At 60.9% G+C, this 21602-nt stretch carries 18 protein-coding genes; 5 read left to right on the top strand and 13 right to left on the bottom strand.

Annotated elements, in window-relative coordinates; translation table 11 throughout:
* Positions 1-49: 49 nt before the first annotated feature.
* Together G560_RS0102650 and G560_RS0102655 are read left to right on the top strand one after the other, a co-directional pair.
* Positions 50-841 (top strand): MBL fold metallo-hydrolase, encoded by a 792-nt coding sequence (locus G560_RS0102650; protein ID WP_022702767.1) that lies wholly within the window; start codon positions 50-52, stop codon positions 839-841.
* A 48-nt stretch (positions 842-889) separates the two neighbouring features.
* Complete coding sequence (locus G560_RS0102655; RefSeq protein WP_022702768.1) at positions 890-2308, top strand: FAD-binding oxidoreductase; 1419 nt, start codon at positions 890-892, stop codon at positions 2306-2308.
* Positions 2309-2530: 222 nt separating this feature from the next.
* On the opposite strand, the gene G560_RS0102660 is transcribed toward G560_RS0102655, so the two are convergent.
* The 4 genes from G560_RS0102660 to G560_RS0102675 are packed head-to-tail and all read right to left on the bottom strand — an operon-like array spanning position 2531 to position 5541.
* Positions 2531-3061: an adenine phosphoribosyltransferase gene (locus G560_RS0102660; protein WP_022702769.1), complete on the bottom strand. Its 531-nt coding sequence runs from the start codon at positions 3059-3061 to the stop codon at positions 2531-2533.
* The gene (locus G560_RS18335; RefSeq protein ID WP_022702770.1) at positions 3058-4053 is read right to left on the bottom strand and encodes an AAA family ATPase; all 996 of its coding nucleotides are present in this window, start codon (positions 4051-4053) and stop codon (positions 3058-3060) included. The genes G560_RS0102660 and G560_RS18335 overlap by 4 nt, the downstream gene beginning before the upstream one ends.
* On the bottom strand, positions 4050-4664 hold the full coding sequence (gene pnuC / locus G560_RS0102670; protein ID WP_022702771.1) for a nicotinamide riboside transporter PnuC: 615 nt from the start codon (positions 4662-4664) through the stop codon (positions 4050-4052). The genes G560_RS18335 and pnuC overlap by 4 nt, the downstream gene beginning before the upstream one ends.
* Positions 4665-4680: 16 nt before the next feature.
* Positions 4681-5541, bottom strand: coding sequence for an S-methyl-5'-thioadenosine phosphorylase (locus tag G560_RS0102675; protein WP_028913642.1), 861 nt, complete (start codon positions 5539-5541; stop codon positions 4681-4683).
* 165 nt (positions 5542-5706) lie between these two features.
* On the opposite strand from G560_RS0102675, the gene G560_RS0102680 reads away from it, so the two are divergent.
* Positions 5707-6186, top strand: a complete 480-nt coding sequence (locus G560_RS0102680; RefSeq protein WP_420835074.1) for a GNAT family N-acetyltransferase — start codon at positions 5707-5709, stop codon at positions 6184-6186.
* A 51-nt stretch (positions 6187-6237) separates the two neighbouring features.
* Positions 6238-6999: an EcsC family protein gene (locus G560_RS0102685; RefSeq protein WP_231575863.1), complete on the top strand. Its 762-nt coding sequence runs from the start codon at positions 6238-6240 to the stop codon at positions 6997-6999.
* On the opposite strand, the gene G560_RS0102690 is transcribed toward G560_RS0102685, so the two are convergent.
* From G560_RS0102690 to purD, 9 genes are all read right to left on the bottom strand, one after another.
* Positions 6996-8291, bottom strand: coding sequence for a sigma-54-dependent transcriptional regulator (locus G560_RS0102690; RefSeq protein ID WP_022702775.1), 1296 nt, complete (start codon positions 8289-8291; stop codon positions 6996-6998). The genes G560_RS0102685 and G560_RS0102690 overlap by 4 nt on opposite strands.
* A complete protein-coding gene (locus tag G560_RS18340) occupies positions 8288-10021 on the bottom strand; it encodes a sensor histidine kinase (protein WP_022702776.1) in 1734 nt (577 codons plus the stop codon). The genes G560_RS0102690 and G560_RS18340 overlap by 4 nt, the downstream gene beginning before the upstream one ends.
* A 26-nt stretch (positions 10022-10047) precedes the next feature.
* Entirely contained in the window at positions 10048-11250 is a 1203-nt protein-coding gene (gene lhgO / locus G560_RS0102700) for an L-2-hydroxyglutarate oxidase (protein WP_022702777.1), read from the bottom strand.
* 108 nt (positions 11251-11358) lie between these two features.
* Positions 11359-11718 (bottom strand): DUF1850 domain-containing protein, encoded by a 360-nt coding sequence (locus G560_RS0102705; RefSeq protein WP_022702778.1) that lies wholly within the window; start codon positions 11716-11718, stop codon positions 11359-11361.
* Positions 11715-13787: a TRAP transporter permease gene (locus G560_RS0102710; RefSeq protein ID WP_022702779.1), complete on the bottom strand. Its 2073-nt coding sequence runs from the start codon at positions 13785-13787 to the stop codon at positions 11715-11717. Before G560_RS0102710 ends, G560_RS0102705 begins: the two co-directional genes overlap by 4 nt.
* Before the next feature lie 75 nt (positions 13788-13862).
* Positions 13863-14819, bottom strand: a complete 957-nt coding sequence (locus tag G560_RS0102715; RefSeq protein WP_022702780.1) for a TAXI family TRAP transporter solute-binding subunit — start codon at positions 14817-14819, stop codon at positions 13863-13865.
* Positions 14820-14981: 162 nt separating this feature from the next.
* Positions 14982-17222 carry a phosphoenolpyruvate--protein phosphotransferase gene (gene ptsP, locus G560_RS0102720; protein ID WP_022702781.1) on the bottom strand — a complete coding sequence of 747 codons (2241 nt, stop codon included), beginning with the start codon at positions 17220-17222 and terminating at the stop codon, positions 14982-14984.
* Between the two features lie 33 nt (positions 17223-17255).
* Entirely contained in the window at positions 17256-18506 is a 1251-nt protein-coding gene (locus G560_RS0102725) for an aspartate kinase (protein ID WP_022702782.1), read from the bottom strand.
* A 149-nt stretch (positions 18507-18655) separates the two neighbouring features.
* Positions 18656-19918, bottom strand: a complete 1263-nt coding sequence (purD, locus tag G560_RS0102730; RefSeq protein WP_022702783.1) for a phosphoribosylamine--glycine ligase — start codon at positions 19916-19918, stop codon at positions 18656-18658.
* An 83-nt stretch (positions 19919-20001) separates the two neighbouring features.
* Between purD and xseA the strand changes: the two genes are divergently transcribed.
* On the top strand, positions 20002-21585 hold the full coding sequence (gene xseA / locus G560_RS0102735; RefSeq protein WP_022702784.1) for an exodeoxyribonuclease VII large subunit: 1584 nt from the start codon (positions 20002-20004) through the stop codon (positions 21583-21585).
* Positions 21586-21602 lie beyond the last annotated feature (17 nt).

Below are 21602 nucleotides of genomic sequence, written 5' to 3' on the forward strand. Positions count from 1 at the left end.
TGGTTTGGCGGCGCTAGTCTTATTTCCACTGGGAAATTGGGGGCTGCTAATGATCCGCTATATTTTGCTGTTGATGCTTGCCACGCCTGCGATGGCGCAAGACCGCGTCCCAAGCCATTGCATTGCGTTGGCCGATGCGGGCACGCCTGTGCATCGGGTGGCCTTTGCAGATCCGGTGGCAATGGGCGACGTGCGTATCCGCTATCTGGATCATGCAAGTTTCGCGCTGCGCACGCCGCAAGGTAAGGTGTTGGTGACCGATTACACCGGATTTATCGGTGGCGATGATACGGTGCCCGATGTGGTGACGATGAACAATGCGCATGGCACGCATTGGACCGCGCGCCCCGATCCGCGCGTGCCGCATGTCTTGCCCGGTTGGGGCGATGGGGCGGCGGCCGAGCATTATCTGGATCTGGGCGAGGTGTTGGTGCGCAATGTGCCGACCGATGTGATGAATCGCGGGGTTTTGCGCAAGGACGGCAACTCGATTTTTATCTTTGAGGTGGCGGGCCTGTGCATCGGGCATTTGGGCCATTTGCATCATATTCCCGATGCCGCGCAATTTGCGGCTATTGGGCGGCTGGACGTGCTGATGGTGCCGGTGGATGGCGGCTATACCCTTGATTTGCCATCCATGATGACGGTGGTGCGGCGGTTGCGGTCATCGGTCGTGTTCCCGATGCATTGGTTTTCAGGCGCGTCCCTGTCGGCATTTTTGGCCGAGATGGGGGATCAATTTCAGGTGGTGGAACCCGGGATCAGCCAGATTGATCTGTCCTTGGCGCGCCTGCCGAAAACGCCAACGATCATTGTGCTGGAGCCGGAGTATTTGCCCTAGAACAGGAAGGACAGGGCGGGGTAACATGGGGTGATAACAGGAGGCGCCATGCTGAACCCCGCTGATACCGCATTTTTGGAAACGCTGGCCGCCGCTTTGCCAGACGGCACGATAGGGGCGGTGGAACCCCGCTATCTGGCCGATCCGCGCGGGCGGGTTGGCGGCCATGCCGGTGGTGTAGCGCGGCCGCGTTCGGTGGCGGAGGTCTCGCAGGTTATTGCGGCCTGTCATGCGGCGCGCGTGGGCGTTGTGCCCTTTGGCGGCGGTACGGGGCTGGTGCTGGGGCAGGTGATGGATGGAGGGCCGATGCCGTTAGTCCTGTCGCTGGAACGAATGCGGGCGGTGCGGTCGGTTCATCCATCCGAGAATGTTGTGGTGGTTGAGGCGGGCGCGACCTTGGCCGAGGTGCAGGCGGCGGCGGATAGCGTGGGGCGGTTGTTTCCGTTGTCGCTGGCCAGTCAGGGAACCGCACGGATTGGCGGCAATTTGGCGACCAATGCGGGCGGGGCGAATGTGCTGCGCTATGGCAACGCGCGCGATTTGTGCCTGGGGCTAGAGGCGGTTTTGCCTGACGGTAGCATTTGGCACGGGCTGAAACGGCTGCGCAAAGACAATACAGGCTATGATTTGCGCAATCTATTGGTGGGGTCCGAAGGGACGCTGGGGGTGATTACGGCGGCGAGCCTTAAACTTGCGCCTATTCCGGCGGCGATGGGCACGGCGTTTATGGTGGTTCCGAGCCCTGCCGCGGCGCTCGAGTTGCTAGCCTTGGCTCAGGCGCAGTTGGGCGGGCTTGTTTCTGCGTTTGAGCTCATTGCAAAGATGGGGTTGGCGTTTCTGGCAGAAAAGATGCCTGAACAGCGCCAACCCTTTGCTGAAGCACCGGATTGGATGGTGCTGATCGACGTGGGTCTGCCCGATGGTTTGGACCCGCAGCAGGCGCTGGCAGCGGTGTTTGAAGCGGGGGCCGAGGCGGGTTTGGTGCTGGATGGGGTGATCGCGCAATCACAGGCGCAGCGGGCCGAATTTTGGGCCTTGCGCGAAAACATCCCCGAAGCGAACCGCCGGATCGGTGCGATTTCCAGCCATGATATTTCGCTGCCCTTGGGCGAGGTGGCTGGATTTATCACTGATGCAGGCCCTGCACTGGCAGGTTTGGGGGATTGGCGGATCAATTGTTTCGGGCATTTGGGCGATGGCAACCTGCATTACAACGTGTTCCCGATGCCCGGCGAAGCCCGCGCACAGCATGAAAACAGCCGCGCGGCGATAAAAACCTTGGTGCATGACATGGCCCACGCGCGCGGTGGGTCTGTCAGCGCCGAGCATGGAATTGGGCGGCTGAAGGTGGATGATCTGGAAAAATACGGCGATCCGGCGAAACTGGCGGCGATGCGCGCGATCAAATCAGCCCTTGATCCGCATGGCATTATGAACCCCGGTGCTGTTTTGCGCGCCGCCCGCTGATTTAATCTTAACAAAAATGCCTAATCCAGCCTGTGCGGCAAACATTGGCGCGCGCAATCATAAGACCAAAAAAGTTAGCCCCACCGGGGTGAACCGGCGGGGCTGGGGTCTGGGGTAAAGTGGTCACGTGTTTCGCAAGCAGCGACCGGTTATCCCGGTTCCATACGTTTAGGGCGAATCCGTTACTAAATGGTTACCGTCCATCCTGTTTCTGGCAAAATCTCAAAAGCCTTCAAAGGAACACAGGGCATGAACCTCCATCCCCATCTTTTCAAGCTTGGTGCGCCCGCCCAGATCGGGCAGATCGACGACAAAAGCGCAGCCGACCACCTCGGCGCCCAAGCGTTCGATCAGCTTGATCCCTGCTTCGGCCGTGCCGCCGGTGGCCAAGAGGTCATCAACCAACAGCACCTTTTCACCGGCCAAAAACGCGTCGTCATGGACCTCGACCACCGCCTCGCCGTATTCCAGCTTGTAATCCTGCGCGATGGTGCGGCCCGGCAATTTGCCCTTTTTACGTATTGGCACAAAGCCTGTGGAAAGTTGATGCGCCACCGCCCCGCCAAGGATAAAACCCCGCGCCTCAAGGCCCGTCACCTTGTCAATCCGCAGGCCAGCATAGGGCGATAACAGTTGGTCAATCGCCATGCGAAAGCCGCGCGGGTCGGCAAACAGGGTGGTCACATCGCGAAACAGGATCCCTTCGTGCGGGAAATCAACGATGGTGCGGATGTAGTCTTTGACGGTTTTCATAACACGCTCCTTTGGGGTGCGGACAAGGTGGGGAAAGCGAATGTAATGGCGGCGATGGCGGTTTTCAGGCGCGCAGGGCCGGTGTCGGTGATCGGGATGACATTGGCGTTTTGCGCTGTCAGTTGCGCGGTCAAGCGGGTTTGGAAGGCCTCGCGCGCCACCGGATCGCCCAGATAGCGGGTGCCGTCATCTTGCCATGCTAGCCCCGTGTCAAGCAGCAGGTACAGATCTGCCAAGGGCAAGGGGGTGGTCGTGATCTGGTCGGTGTTCAGCAAGGTTTGTTCCCAGATGCCGGTTTGCAGCGGATCAGTGTCTTCAATCAGCAAGGGGCCAGCTTGGGGCGCAAGGGCGTTGCGCATGGCGGTGTGAACGGTCGCGATACGTTGGAAATCATGGGGTTGCCAGCCGATATGGCGCTGCATGGTATCATAGCTGCGGCCATATTCGGGCATGTAGACCGTGCCAAAATGCGTGGCCAGTGCAGCGGTCAGCGTGGTTTTTCCCGTGCTTTCCGCGCCAACCACCGCAATCCGCTTTTGGTAGTATGCGCGCACAGGGCCGGGGATCATCGCCCAATGGGCGGCGGGATCGGTGCGGATGGCGGTGGCTGAGGTGGGAAAGGCCAGCCGGTCGGCGTCTAGAATTACCGGTCGCGTCTTCAGACAGGCTGCAAGCCGGGTAACATAGGGTTCCGAGCCAAAGACGAAATCCAAAGGCTCGGGGTGGGCGGTTTGGCAGATGTTTTGCCAGATGGGCCAGAAATCGGGGTGATCGGCGGGGGCTTGGGGGACGACCTTGTCAAAATGGATGATGCGGGCGTGTGGCAGCAGTTGCATCATCCATGCCGCGCGGGCAGGGCCAGGGACCGGATCATCGGGCAAGGTGCAGACCAGCACGGTGAGGTGATCGACCAAAGCCGCTGCGGTTTGGCACATGAACAGGTGCCCCTGATGCGGCGGCATGAATTTGCCCAGCAAGAACCCGCGTGTCATGCGACGGCCGTACCGTTTCGCCATGCGCGCTGCCACGTGAGCAAACCCGTCACGGCCAGCACGAGGAACAGCGCGTAAAGCGTGGCCGTGGGGACCAAGCTTTTGGTGGCAAAGACCCCGATTGCCAGCACATCAACCGCAATCCAGACATACCAGTTTTGCAAGAAGCGGCGGGCGAGCAAGGTTTGCGCCACCACACTGAGGGCGGCCACGCTGGCATCGGCGAAGGGCAGGCTTGCATCGGTATAACGGTGCATCAACAGGCCAAGGATGCCCGCGCCAACTGTCCCTGCGGCAAGGACCATTCCGAACTGCGCGGGCGGCATAGAGCGGACGATAACCTGGCCTTGGGCATTGCGGCCCGACAGCCACCAAAACAGGCCAAACACCTGAATAACCAAAAAGAATACTTGCAACAGCGCATCGCTGTAGAGGCGGTAGTCATAGAAGATCCATGCATAGAGGATGACCATGAGGATGCCGAATGGATAGTTCCAGATGCTACGCCGGATGATCAGGGCGACATTGATAAACCCGCAAGTAGCGGCGATGATTTCAATGGCGCGGCTGCCAAACATGCTGGCAAAGAACTCGGTAATTGTGCTGTCCATTGGTTGGGCCTGTGAGTTATAATACCCGCCCTGCGACGACATCCAGCTTGGCCAGAAGATCGGTGTCGCGGGCGGTGGGGGCTGTCATGATGGCGTGGTCCAGCGCGCGGTCGCAGCCGTGGGGGCAAGGCGCGCGGGTATGGTCGAGCAGCGCAGGCAAGCCTGCGATCATCGCTTTGGCGTGGCCGGAGTTGGCGGTAAGTGTGGCGATGACCTGGGCCACATCGACCGCGCCGTGGTCGGGGTGCCAGCAGTCGAAATCGGTGACCATCGCGATCGAGGCATAGCAGAGTTCGGCCTCGCGGGCCAATTTCGCCTCGGGCATATTGGTCATGCCGATCACATCGGCGCCCCACGCGCGGTACATCTGCGATTCTGCGAGGGTGGAAAATTGCGGTCCTTCCATGGCCAGATAGGTGCCGCTCTTGTGGACGCGCACGCCTGTGGCCGCTTGCGCGCAAGCCGCCCCAAGGCGGGGGCAGGTGGGGTGGGCGACCGACACATGTGCCACGCAGCCTGCACCGAAGAAGGATTTCTCGCGGGCAAAGGTGCGGTCAATGAATTGGTCAACGATCACAAAATCACCGGGCGCGTAGTCTTCGCGCAGCGACCCGCAGGCCGAGACAGAGATGACATCGGTGCAGCCCAGCCGTTTCAGCGCATCAATATTGGCGCGGTAGGGCACATCGGTTGGCGACAGGCGGTGACCGCGTCCGTGGCGGGGCAAAAAGGCAATTGGCATGGCATGCAAGCGGCCCACCAAAATGTCATCGGACGGTTGGCCCCACGGGGTTGTGACCGTGACCCAAGACGCATCTTGCAGCCCGTCGATGTCATAAAGGCCCGAGCTGCCAATCACGCCGATCATGGTTTTCATCGCAGCCCCCTGTTGCGCGCCGACATGCAGGATAGGCGGCAAGTTGCGGTTGCGAAAGGGCAAAAACGGGTTGCGAATGGTGCGGGTTTGGGGTTTTGATGCAAAGCCCTTTGGATGGTCAAACGGGTGATTTTCGCATAGCGGAGGGTGGCGCCCTTGTACCAAATGCACGACGAGACCGAAGCGGACTTGTGGGAGGTCGAGGCGCTTTATGACCTGTGCTTTGCGCCGGGGCGGACGGCGTTGTCATCGTACCGTTTGCGAGACGGGGTGCCAACAATTGGGCCCTTGTGTGTGGTGTTGCGGGATGCAGACGGTGTTTTGGCCGCCGCCATCCGGTTTTGGCCTGCCAAGGTTGGCGGTTTGGACATATTGCTTTTGGGGCCGATTGCAGTGCATCCGACACGGCAAGGCGAAGGTTTGGGCGCGCTTTTGATCACTGAGACGCTGGAGCGGGCGCGGAATTTGGGTTGGGCGCGGGTTTTGTTGGTGGGGGATGCGCCCTATTACAAGCGGTTCGGTTTTGCCAAGCTGGAGGGCGTGGTGATGCCTGCCCCAACCAACCCCGACCGTGTGTTGGGGATTGAATTGCAAACGGGTGCGTGGAACGGAGTTGCGGGCGAGGTGGTGCGCGCGATGGCTTGACCGCTTGTTTTGGCGATTGGGGCGCATTATCTTTGGGGGATGGACCAAGATGTGACCCACCCTTTGCCTGCCTTGCCCACCCCTGATCCGGGGTTGGAGATTGCTGTGTTGGCCGCGCGGCAGTTAAAGGCGCATGGGCCGCTGATGCGGATTATCAACAAGTTTGGGGGCAAAATCGAAGGGCAGATGGCACATTTGCCCGATGGGGTTCGGGCCCAGATTGAACGGATCACCGCCGATGCGCTGACCCGCGCTGTGAAGGTTGCAGAACATGGGCGCCATGCGCCCGATTTTGGACCCAAGGGCGCGCCTGCACTGGCGGCGCTGACGGGGGCGGTTGGTGGTGCGGGGGGGATTGTGACCGCATTGGCCGAATTGCCGATCACCATCACTGTGATTTTGCACGCCATTTTGCGCGCGGCCGAGGAGGAGGGGTTTGACACCACCTTGCCCGAAGTGCGGGCCGAGGCGCTGCGCGTGCTTATGGCCGGCGGGCCTTTGGCCGATGATGACGGGATTAACACGTCCTTTATCGGCGCGCGGATGACCCTGACGGGGCCTGCACTGCACAAGTTGCTGGCGAAAATTGTGCCGGGGTTTGCCGCTGTTTTGGGGCAGAAACTGGCGGCGCAGACGGTGCCGGTTTTAGGTGCCTTGACGGGGGCGGGGCTGAATGCAGCGTTTTTAACCCATTACCGCGAGCTGGCGCATATCCGCTTTGGCCTGTTGCGGCTGACGGTGCTGCATGGCGCAGAGCCTGTGCGCCGCGCGTTTGAAGCGGAAATGAAGACGCTGAAGATCGGAAAAACCTAACCCTTGATCCCGTAGCGGGTCATTTTGTCGGCCAAAGTGCGGCGCGGGATGCCCAGTGACTGCGCCGCGCGTTCCACCGATTGCGGATAGCGCGCAAGGGCTGCGGTGATTTCACGAACCTCATATTCCGCCACGCGGTCGGGCAGGGTGTCACCTTTGGGCGCATCATCTGGCAGCGACAGGCCAAGCCCAAGGGCAAAGCGTTCGGCGGCGGTTTTCAACTCGCGGATATTGCCGGGCCAGTCGTGGCGTTGCAGATCACGGCGCAGCGATATGGTGATATCGGGGGCGGCGCGGCCATAGAGACGGGCGGCGAGCGTGGCGTAATGGGCAAATATCAGCGCGATATCGGGGCCAAGGCCGCGCAGGGGGGGCAGGCGGAGTTCGGCCCCTGCAAGGCGGTAAAACAGATCGGCGCGAAAGGTTTTGTCAGCGATGCATTGCCGGAGATCGGTTTTGGACGTGGTGACGATGCGCAGATCCAGTGGGCGGAGGTGGTTTTCACCCAAGCGTTCGACTTGGCGTTCCTGCAACGTGCGCAAAAACTTGGCCTGCACGGGCAAGGGCATCGATTCCACCTCGTCCAGCACCAGCGTGCCACCATTCGCGGCCTCAAGCTTGCCTGGTTTTTCCTGCGCCCCCGGAAAGGCGGCGGCGGCGTGGCCGAACACCTCAAGCTCAAACAGGCTTTCGGGGAGGGCGGCGCAGTTCAGCGCGACATAGGGGCCGTGCGCGCGGGGCGAGGCTGCGTGCAGCGCGCGGGCCGACAGTTCCTTGCCCGTGCCGGTTTCACCGGTCAGGATGACATCGACGTTGAGGGGCGCAAGAGCCGAAAGCTGGTTTCGCAAGGCCACAAGGGCGGGGCTTTCGCCCAAAATCGTTTCGGATTTGCGGGCAAGTTCCGTTTGCAGGCGCGCCACCTCATCCCGTGTGGCCTTGGCGCGCAGGGTGCGGTTCAGGACGGACAGCAGGTGCTGGGCGTCATAGGGTTTTTCCAGAAAATCTTCGGCACCTGCTTGGATGGCCTGCACGGCCGCGGTGACATCGCCGTGGCCTGTCAGCATGATAATGGGGATGTCGTGGCCAAGCGCGGTGATGGCAGTGATAAGCGCCATCCCGTCCATTCCTGGCATGCGCAAATCGGTCAGGATGGCATCGGGCGGCGCGGTGCGGGCGGCGGCAACGGCATCTTGGGCGCGCAAAAATCCGGTTGGGGCATGGCCGCCCACGTCGACCAGATCACACAAGGCGGTCAGGTGGTCGGCATCATCATCGACGATAAAGATGGTCATGCGGGGCCTATGGGTTGCGGGCTGGGCAAGGTGACGGTGACGGTGGTGCCTTGGCCGGAGCGTGAGGTGATGTCGATCTGGCCGCCGAATTCTTGCACGATGGCCTGCGAGATGGAAAGGCCAAGGCCAAGCCCTTCGCCGGTGATTTTTGTGGAAAAGAACGGTTCTGTCACGCGGGGCAGGTCGGCGGGGTCGATGCCTGCGCCGGTGTCGGTGACCGTCAGGGTGGTTTTTGTGCCGTCGCTGGTGGCGGAAATGGTGATCTGCGGGTCTGTTTGCCCATCGACCGCGTCAAAGGCGTTGAGCAGCAGGTTGACGAGGACCTGTTCCATGCGGATCGCCCCCGCGCGGATATAAAGCGGTGGGTCTGGTAGGGTAAATTGCGGTGCGATACCTGCGGTTTTGGCGCGTGGGGCGGTAAGTTCTATTGCGTTTTCAACGGTCTGCGCGATGTCGATCAGCGAGAGTTCGCCTTGTTCCTTGCGGCTGAAGCTTTTGAGATGTTTGGTCGTGCGCTGCATGCGGCGGACAAGGCCACGGACGGTTGCGATGCGGTTTTGGGTTTTGTCCGGTTTGGATGTATCGCCTGCGGGCAGCGCGAGTTCGGCGGCGGCCAGTGTCGCCTCCATCGCGGCGAGGGGTTGGCTGATTTCATGCACGATGGCGGCGGACATGCGGCCAAGGGCGGCCATTTTTTCGGAATGGATCAGGCCTTCCTGGGCGGCACGCAGCTCTGCCTCGGTTTGGCGGCGGGCCTGGACCTCATGCGCGAGGTCGCGCGTGCGTTCGGCGACGCGGGTTTCCAGCAGGGCGTTTTGGCGCAGACGTAAGGCTACCAATTGGCGGCGTTGATTGGCGATTTTCGCAAGACCCGTTGCGAGGAAGGTTAAAAGTGCCGCGCCGAGTGCCGAAAGGATGGACGTGGTTGTCACTGGCGCAATCAGGCTGCCCGCCATCAGGGTCCAACCATCATCGGTCAAGGGGTGCGCGCGGATCAGCATCGGGCCATTGGCCGATCTGGCACGGTCGGGGCCAATTAAGATGGCTTCGGCATCGACCAGTTCCACCCCGTTATAGGTGCGTGCATCACGGATGCGGGCCAGCCGTTCTGGCGACAAACCCAAGGTGGGGCGATAGAGCCATTCGGGCGCGCCCGACAGAAAGGCGACACCGTCTTGGTCGATGATCGCGGTCGCGAGACCTGCACTGAGCCATGTCGACTGCAAAGGTGTCAGGTCAACCTTGACCACCAAAACACCGCGGGCCGAACCCACTGTGACAGGGGTGGACAGAAAATAACCCGGTTCGCCTGTGGTGGTGCCGATGGCGTAATAGCGGCCATTCTGGCCCTGCATCGCGGCTTTGAAATAGGGACGAAAGTTGAAGTTGCGGCCCACGAGGCTGAGGTCGGTTTCATAGTTTGACGCAGCAAGGGTGACGCCGTTTTCATTCATCAAAAACAGCAAGGATGCGCCGGAATAGGTGCCGATTTTGGCGAGGTAGCGGTTCGCCTCATCCACATTCGCGGTGTAGCCGGGGGCTGCGATGACGGCGCGGATGCGGGCATCTTCGGCGGCAATACCGGGCAGAGAGCCAAAACGGGCGATTTCGGTTTCGACGGCGCGAGCGGTCAAAATCAGCGTTTGGTCGAGTTGCGCACGTAAGGCCACTTCATTGGCGCGGTAGGTAAAGACGTAAGTGAGGGCTGCGGCACACAGGGCCAGCGCCATGGCCGCAAGGAGAGTGCGACGCCCTGTCATTGTGCTGCCAGCAAGCGATCAGCGATATGGGCTGCGATTGGGATGGCCGAGGTTGCAGCAGGCGAAGGCGCGTTGCAGACATGCAGGCTGTGGCGGGTGTCTATGAACAGGAAATCGTCGATGATTTTGCCATCGGGGGCGACGGCCTGCGCGCGCACGCCCGATTTATAGGGGGCGAGGTCATTCAGCGTGATGCGGGCGCAGTATTTTTGCACCTTTTTCAGGTAGCGTTGTTTCGAGAGGGACGAGGCAAGTTCATCGGCGGCCGAGCCTGCGTTGCGGGCCAGCAGTTTCCAAAAGCCGGGGTAAGTGAGGGCAGAGGCGAGATCGGCGGCGTTGAGGCTGAACTTGCCGTAGCCTTCGCGTGCGCCGGCCAGCACGGCCGAGGGGCCCACGGTGAACCCGCCATTCATTTTACGGGTCAGATGCACGCCGAGGAACGGGCGTTCGGGATCAGGGATGGGGTAGATGAGGTGTTGGACCAGATCATCGGGTTGGTTCTTGATGGCGAAATAATCGCCCCGAAACGGTATGATGCGAAACTGAATGTCTGCACCAAAGGCGCGTGCCACGCGGTCGGCGTGCAGACCCGCGCAGAACACGGCTTTGCCCGCCGAGAGGGTGCCGTTTGTGGTGTGCAGGGTGATGCCTTGCGGCGTTTCCATACCGCCGGTGACGCGGGTATTGAACAGGATTTCACCGCCGCGGCTGGTGAGAATGTCCGCCATTTTGCGGGCCATGACGGCATAGTCGACGATGCCTGTGGAGGGGGACAGGAGCGCGCCTGTTGCCGAGATATTGGGTTCGAGTTTCTGGGCGTCTTCGGCTGTCAGGCGTTCGATGGGGATGCCGTTGGTGCGGGCACGGGATTCGAGGGTGGCCATGCGCGCGAGTTCATCAGCGTTGGTTGCGACGATGAGTTTGCCGCAGGTTTGGGTCGGAATCGCGTGTTCGGCGCAAAAGGCGTTGGTGGCGGTGACGCCAAGGGCGCAGAATTTGGCCTTGAGGCTGCCCGGGGCGTAGTAGACGCCTGCATGGATGACGCCGGAGTTGTGACCGGTTTGGTGCTGGGCGGGTTGGGGTTCTTTTTCCAGCAGGATGATTTTGGCGTTGGGGTGACGCGATTGCAGGTCAAGCGCGGTGGCAAGGCCGACAATGCCGCCGCCGATGATGGCGAAATCTGTGGTGGGTGTTGGCATTTTGGCCTCGTTTATATGCGGCGGGGTTAGGGGGCGGGGGCTTTGCCCCCCTTGGCCTTATGGCCAATTCCCCCCAGGATATTTTTGCCGAAAAGAAAGGGGAAGGGGTTATGAGGTTGGGCAGGGTTTGATCGTGATGGGCGGGCCGGATTGGGTGCCGAGATCCTGGCAAGTTGGGGTGCACAGATGCCAGCCTGCGCCTGTGGCACCCGAGGCGGCGAGGGTGAGGTTGGGGAATTGGGTCATCGGGTGCCAGACCCACCAGCCGTTTTCAAGGCGCGCGTCATCTGCCGGTTCCATACCTGCGCCGGAGCCTTTGATCGCCACGCGGGTCAGGGTTAGGGTTGGCGGGGTGATTTTCCAGCTTTCCACCCAATCGATCTTTTCGACCGAATGGGTCCAGCGCAAGGTGAAATCGGGGGTTGGCAGGGACAGGAGTGCTGCCCCCACCATCAGGCAAACGCTCATGCTGCCGCCTGTTTTTTGCGCCACCAGAGGGAGGCTGCGAACAGGGCCACAAGGGCAAACCCGATTTCATCGGTGATGGGGAGGGCGGCGATGAGCGTGCCTGCGGCGACGACCGCCAGCAGGCGTTCCCAGACTGCCAGCGGACGGCCGAGCCAGCCGATGACTGCGGCCCCCCAAAGGCCGATGGCCAGCACGGCCTTAAGCACGATATAGGCCACGGCGGGGACAAAGCCTATCGCCTCGGCCAAGGGGCCACCCGGTTGCAGCATGAGGGCTGGGGTGTAGACCGCCATGAAGGGGATGACAAAGCCTGCGGCAGCGATTTTCACCGCTTCGATCGAGATGCGCAGGCCGCTTTCCTTGGCAATCGGGGCGGCGGCAAAGCAGGCCAGCGCCACGGGTGGCGTAAGGTCGGCGAGAATGCCGAAGTAGAAGACGAACATATGGCTGACGATCAGCGGCACGCCGAGTTCCAGCAAGGCTGGGCCTGCGATGGCCGATGTGATGATGTAATTGGGGATCGTGGGGATGCCCATACCAAGGATGATGCAGGTGATCATGGTCAGGATCAGCGACAGGATCAGGCTGTCCTGGCCAACCGAGACGATGAAGCTGCCGAAGGTGTTGGCCACGCCCGTCAGGGTCATGGTGCCGATGATGATGCCGACAAGGGCGCAGGCAATGCCCACGGGCAGGGCGGTTTTGGCACCGTCGGCCAGTGCGTCGCGGCACACGAGCAGGGTTTCGCGCCCGCCTTTGGTGGCGGCGTTCAAGACGATCAGGGCGATGATGGCTGACATGACCACCCAGATGCCGAACTTGAAAAACGCGGCGGCGATGATCCCGAGGCCGATCCAGAAGATGATGCGGAATACGCCTTCGGGCAAGTTGAGCGACGCGGCGGCACCGAGGATCAGAAGGACTGTCAGCGCGAGGCCGATGGTGCCGGAAAAGAGCGGCGTGTAGCCGGAGAAGAGCAGGTAGACGAGGACGGCGAGGGGGAGGATGAGATACCAGCCTTCGCGGATCGCTTTCATCGGGGAGGGCAGTTCACTGACGGCAAGGCCTGTCAGCTTGGCGCGGCCGGCCTCTAGGTGGACCATCCAGAAGGCGGAGGCGAAGTAGAGGATGGCGGGGATGAGGGCGGCGGTGACTACCTCAAAGTATTCGACGCCCAAGGTTTCGGCCATGATGAAGGCCACAGCGCCCATGACGGGTGGCATAAGCTGGCCGCCCATCGAGGCCGTTGCCTCGACCCCGCCTGCAAAGGCGGGGCGGTAGCCGAAGGATTTCATCAGGGGGATGGTGAACTGGCCCGTGGTGACGACGTTCGCCACGCCAGAGCCGGAAATGGTGCCCATGAGGCCGGAGGACAGGACGGACACCTTGGCAGGGCCGCCTTGTTTATGGCCGACAAGGCCAAGGGAGACATCTGTGAAGAGTTTGATCATCCCCGCTTTTTCGAGGAACGAGCCGAACAGGATGAACAGGAAAATGAAGGTCGAGGAGACATAGACGGGGATGCCGTAGATGCCTTCGGTGCCAAAGGCCATGTGGTCGACGACTTGGGAAAAGTCATAGCCGCGGTGGTTGAACGGGCGGGGAAGGTATTCGCCGAACAGGCAATAGGACAGGAACAGGCCCGCGATGATGGGCAAAGCGGGGCCCATAAGCGCCCATGCGGCGGCGAAAACAGTGAACAGGGCGATGCAGCCGATAACGATATCACGGGTTTCTGGGTCGCCTGCGCGCATGATCAGCGGCACATATTCCCACCACTGATAGAGTGCCACGGTGACGCCAAGGGCGGCCATGAACCAGCCCAAGGTGCGGGCGGGTTTGGAGCCGCCTTTGAGGGTGGCGAGCAGCGGAAAGCCCAGCAGGGCAAGGAAACCCACGTGAAAGGCGCGGGTGATCTGGCTTGCGAAATCAATCAGATGCGCGGCAGTAGCGATTTGAAAGGCGGAAAAGGCGACTGCGATCCAGAACAGGATGCGGCCTTCGACGCCCGGGGGGAACCCCGAGGATAAAGGGTCGTGATGGCTTGGCTCTTCGGTTTTGGTATTCATATCCCACCCTCCCCAGCGGTCAAAAAAGGGGCGGCCCTTGGTTGCAAAGGCCGCCCCGTGAAGCGTGTGGTCAGATTACTTGATCACGCCAACTTCGCGGTAGTAGCGCTCTGCACCGGGGTGCAGCGGGATCGGCATGCCGGTCAGCGCGGTTTCGAGCGAGATGGCCGAAGCCGATTTATGGGCCGCAACCAAGGTAGGCAAGTTTTCAAACATCAGTTTGGTCATCTGATAGGCGGTTTCATCGGATACGTCCTCGTGGGTGACGAAAAAGTTCATCACGGCCACGGTGGGCACATCTTCGGTCTGGCCTTCATAGGTGCCTGCGGGGATCACGCCCGGCACGAAAGGCGCGCCCAGCTTTTCGACAACTTCCAAGGGGACCGCAACGATCTGGGTTGGCATGTTGGTCGCCAGATCCTTGATCGAGGCCACACCGATACCCGCCGATTGCAAGGTCGCGTCAAGCTGACGGTTCTTTTGCAGTTCGACCGATTCTGCAAAGGGCAGGTATTCGACCTTGGACATATCGTCATAGGACATGCCGGCGGCTTCCAAAATCGCGCGGGCGTTCAGCTCGGTGCCCGATTTTGGCGCGCCGACCGACAGGCTTTTGCCTTTCAGATCTGCCAGCGTTTTGATGCCACTGTCAGCGGTTGCCGCGATCTGGATAAAGTTAGGATAAGCGGCGGCGATACCGCGCAGCTTGGACAGGGGCTCCTTAAAGCCGACATCGGCGTTGCCTTCCCAAGCGAATTTGACGGAATCGCCCAGTGCCAGCGCCAGTTCGCCCTTGCCCTGTTGCAGCAGGTTCAGGTTTTCAACCGACGCTTTGGTCGATTGGACTTGTGCCTGCACATTGGGGATGTTTTCGCCGTAAAGCGTCGCAAGCGCCGACCCCACGGGGTAATAGACGCCCGATGTGCCGCCGGTCAGGACGTTGATGAATTCTTGCGCATTGGATGCGACAGGGGCAGATGCGATAACGGCACCGGCCAAAAGGCCACGCAAGGTTGCGGTCATTTTTGACATAGGATCCTCCTCCAAGGTGTAAGTGTCACGTCTTTAACAGCGTGATCCTAGGGGAGTGTGGGCAAAGCGGGGGCAATGCTCAATGGTTTTCGGCCCGAAGGGGGGAATTAGATGACGGTTGGCCGCCAAACCGGCGGCGAAACCCCGCCAATCGGGGGTGGGTCAGTTCTGTTTGGCCAGAAAATCCATGACCGCGGGGCGGATGGTTTCGACACCTTTGTCGCATTCGGCAAGGATGACGGCGCGCAGGGCGGTAAGGTCGGTGCGACGGATCAGGGCTTTGACCGGGCCGATCGAGGCGGGGCGCATGGACAGGTTTTTCAGACCCATAGCTGCCAGAACAGCCGCCTCGACCGGGCGGCCCGCATCTTCGCCACAAAAAGAGAGGGACGTGCCCGTTTCATCGCAGCGCGCGATGATTTGGCGGATGAAGCCAAGAAAAGACGCGTTTAGCGTGTCATAGCGGCGGCGCACGCGTTCGTTTTCACGGTCAGCGGCAAAGAAAAACTGTTTCAGGTCATTGCCGCCGATGGAAATGAAATCGGTCGCCTCGAAAAATGCACGGGGGGCATAGGCGAGGCTGGGGGTTTCCAGCATCGCGCCAATTTCAAGGCTGGCCGGAACGGGGTGGCCCATCGCCGACTCACGGTCAATTTGGTTCAGGATATGGGCACGGGCGCTAATATATTCGGCGTATTCGGTAATGAAAGGGAACATGATGGTCAGTGGGCGGCCAGCGGCGGCGCGGATCAGGGCCTGCGCCTGCATCCGCAAAACACCGGGTTTATCAAGGCCTACACGGATTGCGCGCCACCCCATCGCAGGGTTGGGTTCATCCTGCGGCTTCATATAGGGCAGCACTTTGTCAGATCCGATATCCAACGTGCGAAACGCCACGCGGCGGCCACGGGCGGCATCCATTACGCGGGCATAGAGTTGGGCGAGTTCATCGCGCTTGGGCATCCGGCTGCGGATCAGAAACTGCAATTCGGTCCGAAACAGGCCCACACCTTCGGCCCCCGATCCTTCAAGACTTGGCAAATCGGCCATAAGTCCCGCATTCATTTGCAGGCTTATGGTTTGACCGTCCAGCGAAAGGGCGGGTTTGTCGCGCAGGTCTGCATAGCGTTGTTGCGCCTGCGTTTGCATTGCGATTTTTTCGCGGAATGCCTTGGCGACCGATTCTTCGGGGCGCAGATGGACGATCCCTTGATCGCCATCGACCAAGATCGGATCGCCGTTCAGCGCCTCGACGATCACGCCTTGCGCATGGATGACCAGCGGGATTGCCAGCGCACGGGCGACAATGGCGGCGTGTGACCCGACCGACCCTTCGGACAGGACCACGCCGCGCAGTTTGCGGCCGTATTCCAGCAATTCGGCGGGGCCGATGTTGCGGGCCACCAACACGGGGTTTTCCGGCATTTCGGCGCCGGTATCATGCCCTTGCCCTGTCAGGATGCGCAAAAGGCGGTTGGACAGGTCATCCAGATCATGCAAACGGTCGCGCAGATAGGCATCTGGCACCTGTGACAGGCGGGCGCGGGTGGCGGATTGTTCCTTTTCCACGGCCGCTTCGGCGGACAGGCCCGCCTGAATATCCTCTTCCATCCGGCGCAGCCAGCCGCGCGAATGGGCGAACATGCGATATGCCTCAAGCACCTGTTTTTGTTCTTTATCAAGGCTTTGTGCGGCAAGCAGGTCATCAACCGACACCCGCAATTCGCCAACAGCGGCACGGATGCGGACCAGTTCGGCCTGCGCGTCATCGGCCACGGGGTTGGTGACAACCACGCGCGCCTCATGCAACCAGACATTGCCTTCGGCGCTGCCTTCTTGGCCAGTGGCACCGCGAAACATCACGGGTTGTTTGTGCAAGGCACTCAGCGCCTCGCCTTCACCCAGAAAAGCGCCCAGCTCGGTCATCTCGGCCAGAACCATGGCCACGACTTCCAGCGCGTACACCTCATCATCCGAAAACTGGCGGGCGGCGCGCGATTGCACGACCAACACGCCCAGCTTTTCGCCAACCCGCTGGATCGGGACGCCAAGGAAAGACGAATAGATTTCCTCGCCCGTTTCGGGCATGAAACGAAAGCCTTTTTCAGACGGGGCATCGGCGGTGTTGATTGGAATGCCGTTAAGCGCCACACGGCCCACAAGTCCTTCGCCCAGACGCAAGCGGGTTTGGTGAACAGACTCTTGCAGCAACCCTTCCGTGGCACACAGTTCCAGCGTTTCGGTGTCGCGAAACAGATAGATCGAACACACCTCGGACCGCATAGAATCTGCAATCAGATGGGTGATGCGGTCAAGCCTATCCTGGCCCTGACCCGGTTCGGCAAGACTGTCGCGCAAGCGCTTCAAGAGCTTGCGGCTGTCGCTTTCACTGCGTTCTGGCATAGCCCCCCGTTGAATTGGTATATGCGCCGCGGATTAGCCCGCTTTTTCCAATTCAAAGGCATCATGCAGCGCTTGGACCGCAAGTTCCATATATTTCCGGTCAATCAGCACCGAGATTTTGATCTCGGAGGTGGAAATGACCTTAATATTCACGTTCTCACTTGAAAGTGCCTTAAACATAGTCGCTGCAACCCCTGCGTGTGACCGCATGCCGATGCCCACGACAGAAATCTTGGCGACATCGCTGTCGACATTCAGCTCTTCAAAGTTGATATGGCCTGCGGTCTTGGCGTCTTCCATCGCCTTGCAGGCGCGGGCCACTTGGTTGACAGGACAAGAGAATGTCATATCGGTGACTGCACCCACATCGCCTTTTTCGGAAATGTTCTGCACGATCATATCGACATTCACCCCTGCCTCGGACAAAGGCCCGAAAATGGCGGCTGCAATGCCGGGGCGGTCGGCCACGGTGACCAGTGTTATCTTTGCCTCGTCGCGCGAATAGGCGACACCAGACACAACTTTCGATTCCATGATTTCATCCTCGTCACAGACCAGCGTACCAGAGTTTTCATCGGTATCCTCGAACGAGGATAGCACACGCAGACGCACCTTATAGCGCATTGCAAGTTCGACCGAACGGGTTTGCAGAACCTTGGCGCCAAGCGACGCGAGTTCCAGCATTTCCTCGAACGCGATTTTATCCAACTTGCGCGCTTTGTTGGTGATGCGCGGGTCGGTGGTATAAATGCCATCAACATCGGTATAAATATCGCAGCGCTCGGCGTTGAACGCGGCGGCAAAGGCCACGGCGGTGGTATCGGACCCGCCACGCCCCAAGGTGGTGATGCGGCCTTCGGGGGAAACCCCTTGAAAGCCTGCAACAACGGCGACCTTGAAGCCTTCCGCAAATTTCGCGTTGATATTGTCGGCAGGGATTGACTTGAATCGCGCCGAGGCGTGAGCCGATGTGGTGTTGATCGGCACTTGCCACCCTTGCCAGCTGCGTGCGGGCACGTCCATTTCTTGCAAGGTCAGCGCCATCAGACCAGCGGTCACATTCTCGCCCGATGACACAACCGCATCATATTCGCGGGCATCATACAGCGGCGAGGTGCTTTCGACCCAGCCCACCAACTCATTGGTTTTGCCAGACATTGCGCTAACAATGACGATCACGTCATAGCCGCGCTCGACCTCGCGCTTGACCTTCAGCGCCGCATTCTTGATGCGCGCCATATCGGCCACCGAGGTGCCACCGAATTTCATTACAAGAAGCGGCATGGATATCCCCCCCGACCCCTAAAGTTCGCGCAGCTTTTAGGCGGCAAATCCGACAGGCGCAAGGCCTGCGTCATTTCGCGCCGCCTTGCCATTTCATCTTTGCAAAAATACTCAAATCCAACCTAGGGCCCAAGCGCCAAGGTAGGGCATCACAGCGCCCGCCAACCAATGTCGCGGCGGCAAAACCCGCCCGGCCAATCAATCGCATCCACCATTGCATAGGCGCGGGCTTGGGCGGCTTGCAGGCTGTCGCCCCGTGCCGTTACGTTCAACACCCGCCCGCCTGTGGCAACAATATCGCCACTCTGCACGGCTGTGCCCGCGTGAAATACCATATTGAAACTGTCCTCGGGCAGGCCCTTCAGCCCGCCGATCACGCTGCCCTTAGCATAAGCGCCCGGATAACCATTTGCCGCCATCACCACCGACAGCGCGTGATCGTCGGCCCAATTCGCCTGCGCGCCAGCCAATTCGCCCTTGGCACAGGCCAAAAGCAGATCCAAAATCTGCGCGCCCAGCCGCATCATCAGCACCTGACATTCGGGGTCTCCAAAGCGCACGTTATATTCCACCAGCCGCGCCTGTCCGTCCTTGATCATAAATCCGGCATAAAGGACCCCTTCAAACGGGGTCCCGCGCCGCGCCATTTCCGCCACTGTGGGGCGCACGATTTGTGCCATCGCCTGTTCCAAAATCGCATCGCTCAACACGGGCGCGGGGCTGTAGGCCCCCATGCCGCCCGTATTGGGGCCAGTGTCAGCGTCACCCACGCGCTTGTGGTCTTGGGCGGTGCCGATAGGCAAACAGGTCACGCCATCCGACAGGATGAACAGGCTGGCCTCCTCGCCCTCCATGAACTCCTCGATCACCACTTCAGCGCCAGCCGCCCCAAAGGCCCCGCCAAAAATCTCGTCAATCCCGTCCAGCGCCTCGGACAATGTCATCCCCATGATAACGCCTTTGCCTGCGGCCAAACCATCGGCCTTGATGACCAAGGGCGCACCATGTTTGGTCACATAGTCGCGCGCCGATGCCGCATCGGTAAAGCGGGCGTAACCTGCGGTGGGAGCGGCGCAGGCATCGCAAATTTCCTTGGTAAAGGCTTTGGATGCCTCCAGCCGCGCCGCCGCTTTTGATGGACCAAAAGTCAGCAGGCCCGCCGCGCGGGTTGCATCGGCCACGCCTTCGGCCAATGGGGCCTCGGGGCCGACCACGACAAAATCTACGGCGTTTTCTTCGCAAAACGTCACAACCGCCGCGCCGTCCAGAATGTTGATGTCGGCGCATTCGGCCAATTGTGCGATGCCCGCATTGCCCGGTGCCACGATGATCCGGTCACATTTCGGGTTTTGCTTGATCGCCCAAGCAAGGCTGTGTTCACGCCCGCCGCTGCCCAAAATCAAGATATTCATCGCGCCTCCGTCTCTTGGCCCCACTTGGCCTTTGTTGGCAAGCGTTCTAGGGTGCGGACACACAGATCACAAGAAGGCGCGTGATGTCAGACATGTTCGAAGACGGCCCCGCCACACCCAGCGGCAATTCCCCCGAATTTACGGTGTCCGAGCTTTCGGGTGCCGTGAAGCGGGTGATCGAGGGCGAGTTTGGGCTGGTCCGTGTGCGCGGCGAAATTGGCCGTGTGTCGCGCCCCGCGTCCGGCCATATGTATTTTGACCTGAAAGATGATCGTTCTGTGATCGCCGCGATTTCGTGGAAGGGGCAGGTTTCGAAAATGCAGGTGAGGCCCGAGGAAGGCATGGAGGTCGTGGCCACAGGCCGTATGACCACCTTCCCGGGCCAGTCAAAATATCAGCTGATTGTTGAAGATATCGCGCCTGCGGGGGCAGGAGCGTTGATGGCGATGCTAGAGGCGCGGCGCAAGGCGTTGGCGGCGGAAGGGTTGTTTGACGCGGACCGCAAACGTGCGCTGCCCTATTTGCCTGCCGTGATCGGGGTTGTCACCTCGCCCTCGGGCGCTGTGATCCGCGATATTCTGCACCGTTTGCGCGACCGGTTCCCGCGCCATGTGCTGATTTGGCCTGTGGCCGTGCAGGGGCAGGCCTGCGCGCCCGAAGTGGCAGCGGCGATCCGTGGGTTCAACGCGATTGCGCCGGGCGGGCCGATCCCGCGCCCTGATTTGATCATCGTCGCGCGCGGCGGTGGATCGCTTGAGGATTTGTGGGGGTTCAACGAGGAAATCGTCGTGCGTGCGGCGGCGGAAAGTGACATTCCGCTGATATCGGCCGTGGGCCACGAAACCGATACCACCTTGATTGATTACGCCAGCGACAGGCGCGCGCCCACCCCCACGGCCGCGGCGGAAATGGCCGTGCCGGTGCGCATGGAATTGGTTGCGGGGCTGGACGGGCAAGGCGCGCGGTTGTCTCGGGCCGTTGTGCAAATGGTGGGCCTGCGCGGTCAGCGGTTGCGCGATCTGGGCCGTGCCTTGCCACGTTTGGATACGCTGACCCAAGCGGCAGCACAGCGGTTCGATCTGTGGTCTGGCCGTCTGGGTGGCGCGCTGGTTTTGGCCACATCTGCCAAGCGCACCGCGCTGGACCGTGTGGCAGGGCCCATGCGGCCACGGTTGTTGCTGGATCTGGTGGCGCGCAGGCGTGACGGTTTGGCCGTGCAGGCCCGTGCCCTGACCCAAGCACAGACCCGCCGCATGGAGCGCGCGGAGGAGCGGCTGGCGCAGGTATCAGCCCGCCTGACCCCCGCGCTGGACCGCGCCTTTGCAGATGCGGGGCGCGAAATTGCGCGGTCGCGCGACAAGCTGGCAACACTTGATGCACGTTTGCAAGCGGCACCAAAATTGCGGCTTGCCGATCTCGGCAAACGGCTGGATGCCTTGGACCGCACCCGTCAAACGCTGGGCTATGCCGAGACATTGCGGCGCGGCTATGCCGTTGTGCGCGGCGAAGGCGGGGTGGTTACCAGCAAGGCCGCAGCCGAGAGCGCAGGGGTGTTGGAGATTGAATTCCATGACGGGCGCATGACCGCAGGGGCCGCGCCACCCAAACCCACGTCCCCGAAAACACCCCCAAAGGCCCCGCCTGCGGGGCAGGGCAGCCTGTTTTAACAGTGTTCGATTGGTGA

This window comes from Pseudorhodobacter ferrugineus DSM 5888, assembly GCF_000420745.1.
In the GTDB taxonomy this organism is placed as follows: Bacteria; Pseudomonadota; Alphaproteobacteria; order Rhodobacterales; family Rhodobacteraceae; genus Pseudorhodobacter; species Pseudorhodobacter ferrugineus.

What these genes read in the sequence shown, in the direction of transcription:
- G560_RS0102650 (WP_022702767.1), top strand. Translation starts at nt 50, where the DNA reads ATGATCCGCTATATTTTGCTGTTGATGCTTGCCACGCCTGCGATGGCG.
- G560_RS0102655 (WP_022702768.1), top strand. Translation starts at nt 890, where the DNA reads ATGCTGAACCCCGCTGATACCGCATTTTTGGAAACGCTGGCCGCCGCT.
- G560_RS0102660 (WP_022702769.1), bottom strand. Translation starts at nt 3,061, where the DNA reads ATGAAAACCGTCAAAGACTACATCCGCACCATCGTTGATTTCCCGCAC.
- G560_RS18335 (WP_022702770.1), bottom strand. Translation starts at nt 4,053, where the DNA reads ATGACACGCGGGTTCTTGCTGGGCAAATTCATGCCGCCGCATCAGGGG.
- pnuC (WP_022702771.1), bottom strand. Translation starts at nt 4,664, where the DNA reads ATGGACAGCACAATTACCGAGTTCTTTGCCAGCATGTTTGGCAGCCGC.
- G560_RS0102675 (WP_028913642.1), bottom strand. Translation starts at nt 5,541, where the DNA reads ATGAAAACCATGATCGGCGTGATTGGCAGCTCGGGCCTTTATGACATC.
- G560_RS0102680 (WP_420835074.1), top strand. Translation starts at nt 5,707, where the DNA reads ATGCACGACGAGACCGAAGCGGACTTGTGGGAGGTCGAGGCGCTTTAT.
- G560_RS0102690 (WP_022702775.1), bottom strand. Translation starts at nt 8,291, where the DNA reads ATGACCATCTTTATCGTCGATGATGATGCCGACCACCTGACCGCCTTG.
- G560_RS18340 (WP_022702776.1), bottom strand. Translation starts at nt 10,021, where the DNA reads ATGGCGCTGGCCCTGTGTGCCGCAGCCCTCACTTACGTCTTTACCTAC.
- lhgO (WP_022702777.1), bottom strand. Translation starts at nt 11,250, where the DNA reads ATGCCAACACCCACCACAGATTTCGCCATCATCGGCGGCGGCATTGTC.
- G560_RS0102705 (WP_022702778.1), bottom strand. Translation starts at nt 11,718, where the DNA reads ATGAGCGTTTGCCTGATGGTGGGGGCAGCACTCCTGTCCCTGCCAACC.
- G560_RS0102710 (WP_022702779.1), bottom strand. Translation starts at nt 13,787, where the DNA reads ATGAATACCAAAACCGAAGAGCCAAGCCATCACGACCCTTTATCCTCG.
- G560_RS0102715 (WP_022702780.1), bottom strand. Translation starts at nt 14,819, where the DNA reads ATGTCAAAAATGACCGCAACCTTGCGTGGCCTTTTGGCCGGTGCCGTT.
- ptsP (WP_022702781.1), bottom strand. Translation starts at nt 17,222, where the DNA reads ATGCCAGAACGCAGTGAAAGCGACAGCCGCAAGCTCTTGAAGCGCTTG.
- G560_RS0102725 (WP_022702782.1), bottom strand. Translation starts at nt 18,506, where the DNA reads ATGCCGCTTCTTGTAATGAAATTCGGTGGCACCTCGGTGGCCGATATG.
- purD (WP_022702783.1), bottom strand. Translation starts at nt 19,918, where the DNA reads ATGAATATCTTGATTTTGGGCAGCGGCGGGCGTGAACACAGCCTTGCT.
- xseA (WP_022702784.1), top strand. Translation starts at nt 20,002, where the DNA reads ATGTCAGACATGTTCGAAGACGGCCCCGCCACACCCAGCGGCAATTCC.